This window comes from Moorena sp. SIO2C4 (genome assembly GCF_010672485.1).
Taxonomy (GTDB): domain Bacteria; phylum Cyanobacteriota; class Cyanobacteriia; order Cyanobacteriales; family Coleofasciculaceae; genus Moorena; species Moorena producens.
In genome coordinates this window covers 1-6,441 of the sequence record NZ_JAAHGN010000390.1, presented here as the reverse complement: position 1 = coordinate 6,441, position 6,441 = coordinate 1, and the positions used below count along the sequence as shown (strand labels likewise).

General features: G+C 42.9%; 3 protein-coding genes and 1 pseudogene. 1 reads left to right on the top strand and 3 read right to left on the bottom strand.

All coding sequences use genetic code 11. From position 1 onward, the window contains the following. Together F6K20_RS19790 and F6K20_RS19785 are read right to left on the bottom strand one after the other, a co-directional pair. Positions 1-380, bottom strand: a 380-nt coding sequence (locus F6K20_RS19790; protein WP_287295758.1) for a calcium-binding protein, incomplete at its 3' end; no start/stop codon positions are given. Between the two features lie 370 nt (positions 381-750). Further along, a pseudogene (locus F6K20_RS19785) lies at positions 751-888 on the bottom strand (IS1 family transposase); the annotation flags it as partial. A gap of 1,483 nt (positions 889-2,371) precedes the next feature. On the opposite strand from F6K20_RS19785, the gene F6K20_RS19780 reads away from it, so the two are divergent. Further along, positions 2,372-4,768 (top strand): peroxidase family protein, encoded by a 2,397-nt coding sequence (locus F6K20_RS19780; RefSeq protein WP_008188800.1) that lies wholly within the window; start codon positions 2,372-2,374, stop codon positions 4,766-4,768. Between the two features lie 231 nt (positions 4,769-4,999). Here the strand turns inward: F6K20_RS19780 and F6K20_RS19775 are convergent, their stop codons facing one another. Then, on the bottom strand, positions 5,000-5,908 hold the full coding sequence (locus F6K20_RS19775; protein ID WP_008188798.1) for a helix-turn-helix domain-containing protein: 909 nt from the start codon (positions 5,906-5,908) through the stop codon (positions 5,000-5,002). Between the last annotated feature and the right edge of the window lie 533 nt (positions 5,909-6,441).

Genomic DNA, 6,441 nt, shown 5'->3' with positions numbered 1-6,441 from the left:
TTACCATCTTCCCCCCACAAAGTGTCGTTACCAGAACCACCAATTAATTGGTCTGAACCATTACCACCAATGAGCTGGTCATTACCATTTTCCCCCCACAACGTGTCGTTACCATCTTCCCCCCACAAAGTGTCGTTACCAGAACCACCCATTAATTGGTCATTACCATTTTCCCCCCACAAAGTGTCGTTACCATCTTCCCCCCACAAAGTGTCGTTACCAAAACCACCAATTAATTGGTCTGAACCATTACCACCAATGAGCTGGTCATTACCATCTTGCCCCCACAAAGTGTCGTTACCATCATAACCCCACATCATATCGTTATTTGCAGTACCAATTAATGAGTTATCTCCGTTGTTTCCTTGAATAGTCGCCATATCAGTTGCTCCTTTTTTCTCAAAGCTTGTTACTTCTATCTACTTCTATGTCCAAGCAATCAGACTTATGCAACTGATTTACAAACTTATGCAACTGATTTACAAAACTTGGCTCTTCCGTACTTGTTATGCTAAATTAACACTTTGCCAAAGGGAGCAGGGAGCAGGGAGCAGGGAGCAGGAGGAAGAGGCATTATTCAGAAAAATTGATGGTTAAATAGCCTCATAACCCTTACACAGTAATATTTTCGGAGATTTTTAACTGTAAATTTAGCATAGTAGGTACTGAAGAACCCAAAACTTTACAAGAGTTCATGGAAATATAGGGCGCGTTTGACACTCGCCACCGCGTTGCTTAATAATGGAATGATTAACCAAAAATGGGGATTTTATGAAACTTTAAATAATAAATAAGAAGCCTAATTGATAACTTCAACATCTCTTCAGATTTAGAGTAGCATAGAGAAATTCGATGTAGTCTGGCTAAATAATGTCTCAATTGTGATGACCATATTTATGAGTTTTGTGGCTATGACAATTAGGGCATTGCATGGTTTGATTTTTATTAAACCATTCCTTAGGTGAGCAACGCCCTACAAGTGACGTTATCTCCTCTCCCGTTGTGTCTAATCTGATCTCCGGATAGTTACTCTGATTAAAAATCCGCGTTGCTGAATCTTCGAATGAATAGAAGTAGAGTGGGCATCCTGCCCGCCCGAAAATAAGCATGAAACTGGCAAGATGCCAGTTTCATGCAAGATGCCCATTCCACGGCAAGATGCCCGTTCCACGGGTCGCACCTGTAGAAACACCAAAGTTCATTTGGCTAGCTCCCATATTTTGTAAATCGATCACTCAACTAACGAGATAATAGGGGTTTCAGTATTGGAGTTTAGTGTTTTTGCACCACTGAGATGCACCGAAAACCAGTCTGACCTATTCGGCCAAGTTAAACAAGTGACCTTAGTCAACTTAAGCCGTCAAGTTCAGTCATCCCTTGAGTTAGGATTTTTGTAAATTTTATTGAAGCCTTCTCTTTATCTTTTTTTAAGTTTATCTAAGTAAAAAGGTAATCATACCACATCCGCTGGTAATAAGTAAAATGTATTGGATCCAAGGCAGAAGGCAGAAGGCAGAAGGTAAGCATTCAGCTATCAGCCCTCAGCTGTCAGCTAATCAACGGGAGGTAGTAAACAAGCTGACGGGCTGGTAAGGCTAGTTGAAAATCCCTGGTCGTTGTACTGATCCGAGTCCGTCCAGTTAAAGCGCCTGCTAGCACTTCAAGTAGCGTGCGCGTAGCGCATAAGCTGATAGCTGATAGCTGACGGCTGAATGCTTACGGCAGAAGGCAGAAGAGTTTCAATTTTTTTTAGTTAATCAAAGGTCGTTGAAATGGGCGAAAAATTATCATAAACATTACACCTAAAAAGCTGATTATTTTGAGACTTATATAGCGGTTATCATATTCATGAAGTACACAGGATTTTTCCCCTGTTACCTGCTCCCTGCTCCCTACTCCCTGTTCCCTGCTCCCTAATCCCGGCTCCTATAAGGTAAAGGTATAAAATTTAAAAGTATCAAATACATCTCATCAGAGAATTAAAGATTTGATATAGAGCAGACAAAAGTATTTACAATCCTCTGATTGCAAATTAAATTGGGTTCGAATAAAACCTGTTAAAAAGCTCCAGTTTATGGCTAAAACTATCTTAAATAAAAAAAAATATCAAATAATTTAGCAATTATAAAATCTATCGTCTAAACTTTCAGGAGCTCTAAAAGTAACAGGCTCTTTATTCGTGACGTTTGTAAGCTAAGCACAGTCAACCCTAGAGGTCAACCATAAAACTACCTAAAAACAGCAATATTTTCAGGTCAATATTATGGTGTCAGCTGTAAAAAAAAAACCTAATTTAACTTAACCTCTAGGATTTTTTCCTGATGGTTGGGAACTCTTATAGATAAGCCTTAGGTTTATTTAACCATTTGTTATGACAAATCTCAACAGTGTTCTTCAACGAGACCCATTTGCCGACAGCACATTAGTTGTAAACGATGAAGGGATTACCATTCGCCTGATCGACGGCAGTAGGAATAATTTAGACCAAGTCTCTTTGGGTATCCCTAATACCCCGTTGCTGCGTTTGTCTCCAATTGAGTATGAAGACGGAATCCAGTCACCGGCGGGTATAGCATTTGATGCAGAAGGCAATGCTCTGATTGGTATAGATGGCAATACCGTTACGCGCCAACCCATTCCGATATTTACCCAAGCCGAAGCAGACCGATTAAATGGATTGGGATTGAATGTCATATCCAATACAGAAGGCTTAAGCAATGTATCTGATGCGCCCTTTGTATTGCTTAATCCACCCGATCGCCCTAGTACCCGAGTGATCAGTAATGCCACCTCTAACCTAGAGGAAGGAGAGTCTGATCCCAATGGTAATGGCTTAAGCGCTTTCATTTGGGCTTTTGGTCAGTTCGTCAACCACGACACTGATTTAGCAGCAAATGGGTCAAAAGAAGAGAACCAGAACCGGTTAGAATTGCTCAATTTCCCCATTGACATTCCAGCCGATGACCCGAATTTTCCACCAAACACTCCTCCCACTCAAGAAATTTCTACACAGGCAGATGGTGGCTTGGAGTTTGACTTTGAACGGGATGCGTTTTTCAGCGGTACTGGGGAGTCTGGGAGCCCAGGAAAAGCCATTAATACTGTTACCTCTTGGCTTGATCTTTCTGTAGTTTATGGGTCTACGGAAGAAGAATATCAAGCAATTCGTGCTTTTTCAGAAGGTCAGCTCAACGTCTTCTCAGATGAGACATTTGCCACTAATGACGACTTGTTACCCCTTAACATCACAGGTGCTGATGGAGAACTGATCAGTGGTAAAGGCGCTTTTATGGATGTGGGTTTTCTAGCGGGGGATACACGGGTTAACGAGAACGATAGTTTGGCATCCCAGCATACCCTCTGGATGCGTAATCATAACCGCCTTGCCCAAGAACTTTCTAGGTTTCATCCTGACTGGACAGATGAGCAGATATATCAACGCTCTCGCCAGATTAATATTGCCCAATATCAAACTATTGTCCTGTACGAGTGGCTCCCCCTGATGGTGGGTGATGTGATCACTGACTACAGCAGCTATAACTCTGATCAAACCCCAGAAATCACTAGTGAATTCGCCGCTGCTGGTCTTCGTGTTGGTCATACCCAAACTAATAACCGTATAGACACTATTGATGCTGATGGTAATCTCACCAGTTTGCAATTATTAAGAACATTTGGTTCACCCAATATTAATGATAGTAGCGATATAGATAATATCTTGCGCGGTGCGAGTCAAACAATTACTGAAGATGTTGATACTGATATAGTTTTTGACCTGCGCAACGCTTTAGTACCAGGAGCGATCGGATTTGACCTTTACTCTGCTAATCAGCAACGGGGACGGGATCATGGCTTGGCTGACTATAACCAAGTGCGAGCAAGTCTCGGTCTACCACGGGTAACGACTTTTGCGGAAATTACTTCAAATGCAGAGTTGGCAAATACTCTCGAAAACCTCTACCAGACTGTGGAAGATATCGACTTATTGATTGGGCTGTTTGCAGAAGATCCTGTTGCTCCATCGAGTGCGGGAGAAACTATTCAAGCAATGCTATGGGAGCAATACGAGCGGATACGGGATTCTGACCGCTTCTGGTTCGAGAGACCGATTGAGGATGGCGGTTTCTTTACCCAAGAGGAAATTGCAGCCATAAAGGAAGTGACGTTTGCTGACATTATCAAGCTCAACACCGAAATTACTACAATTCCAGACAATGCCTTCGTAATCAGCTCCGATAACAATCCCTCATCTGATGGACTGCTAGATTTAACCGGCTTGTCGGGACAAGCTACAGCAACTGTGACTAGAGAGGCGGACTATGACAATTTAATTGGCTTTTATGTAATTGCTGATCAACAAGGAACGATAATTGATTCGATCACGGGTCAATCTCTTACTCCTGGCCAAGAGGGTTATGCAGAAGCTGCCATTGATGCCAGCGTGGTTGATTTCAAGGTAGACGAAAACTTGACCACGGTGAATTTTGATGTTACACTTCCTGGAGGCTCTATCTTAGCTCCCTACTTAGTTACAGATGGGGAATTGGATGATGTTCAAAATGGTGATGCTGACATATTCTTTGCTTTCACAGCTGCTAACAGTGATGGCATGAGCCACATCCTTGAACTTGGAAATGGGAGTGACAACACATTCACATTCGCTTTTGAAGATTTAAGTGGTAATGATAGTGAAGAAAGCGATGCTCTAACAGAGCCGCTAAGCGATCGCGACTTTAACGATCTAGTGATTGATATTACCATTTTATAATGGTTCATCAATCGGTAATGATATGAAAAAAAAATCCCAATTCCAGTAGGGTGGGCAAAGTAATCTAATCGTGAATACTCAAAATAACCAAAGGGTTTTTGCCCACCCGACAAGCTACTGAATGATTAGAAAAAAAATCCCAATTCCAGTAGGGTGGGCAAAGTAATCTAATCATGAATACTCATTTAAACCAAACTGTTTTTGCCCACCCTACAAGCTACTGCCACTGATCTACTGAGCAGCTAAGCTAAAACTCCTCTGTACCACAGCACCACGTTTCCCGAGGGATTTTGCTTGCTGTTGATCCACAGTGTACAAGACACCTCCGGCATTCCCTGACCTCACAGTCAGTTTTTGTTTAGCAATCCAGGTTTTCTGATATCCCTTGGGTAAGGTTTCTTCCAACTCGATTTTGCCATCAACTACCACTCGTACCCAAGATTGCTCTGTAATACTCAAGCTTACTTTAATTAATGGATTAGATGGGGAAGGTTTAGGTTTGGGGGGTGGTTTAGGTTCGGGTTTAGGGGCTGGTGCTGGTTGTTCTGGTTTATCTGGGGTTGTCTGCTCCTGAGCAACGGATGAGTTTTCGATCTGTCGATTAGTGAGATAGGTGAACACGGTGTTGAGTAGATAAATTAGTCCACCAGCAACACTGATCAAGCTTACTATTATGATGTAAGGATAATAGGGTTGTAAGCTTTTGGCTACAGTCTTGACAGTCTTGCTTTTGGCTACAATCCTAGGAATCTTTTGAGCAGAGGTTAGAGTCTGAGATTTCTGTTGTGAGGGGGTACCTGTATACAAGACTAACTGACCAGGCTCGCTTTCCTCGGTTTTCTCGGTTTCCTCGGTTTCCTCGGTTTTCAAGGATAATCCAGAATTAACTGGAAACGTTTTGGCTATCCCTGGACCATCTAGACCGAGAAACTCTGCATAGCGACGAATGAAGCCTTGAATGTAAACTGGCTCGGGCAAGGGCTCGGATTGCCCTGCTTCAAGGGCTTGCAATATATGCAATCGAATAAAGGTTGTGTCAGCGACTTCCTCAATAGGTATAGATTTCTCCTGCCTGAGTTGGCTGAGATAAGTCCCTATTTTCTGGAGTTGCTCCTCTTGCTCTAGACTTAAGTGGCTCACCAAATCTCTCCACCCATTAATCCACGTTAACAATTTTTATACATAAACACCGGATAGTAACATCCCTTGGGGATCTCACCATAAAAATTATTAAAAATTAACAAAGATTAACAATATCGCCAATTTACTGATGAAATAGGAAAACTCTCTCATTTTAGGGTATGGTTTCGATTGGCATCCTCCCCCGGGGGGAACAATCCTCGTGCCGGGGGATTCCCACGTCACTGTGAGTCTTTCCCTTTCGTCGAGTTGGCTGATCTAATTGTAAGCATTCAGCCGTTGGCCATTCCCATAGCATGGCCATTCCCGTACCGTGGCCAAAGCCCAAGGCCAACGGCTGACAGCTGACGACTGAATGCACCTCAAGTAGCGTGCGCCTAGGGCATATGCTTACGAATTATCAGCTAATCTTTGGCAATAATTTCGGCGTTGCTGATTCTGGGTATGGTTTCGCCCCCCTAGGGCATGTTTTCAAAGTTTTCCGCAAGATTATGATCCCCCCCAGCCCCCCGCGCGGAAGGGGGGAGCGATAA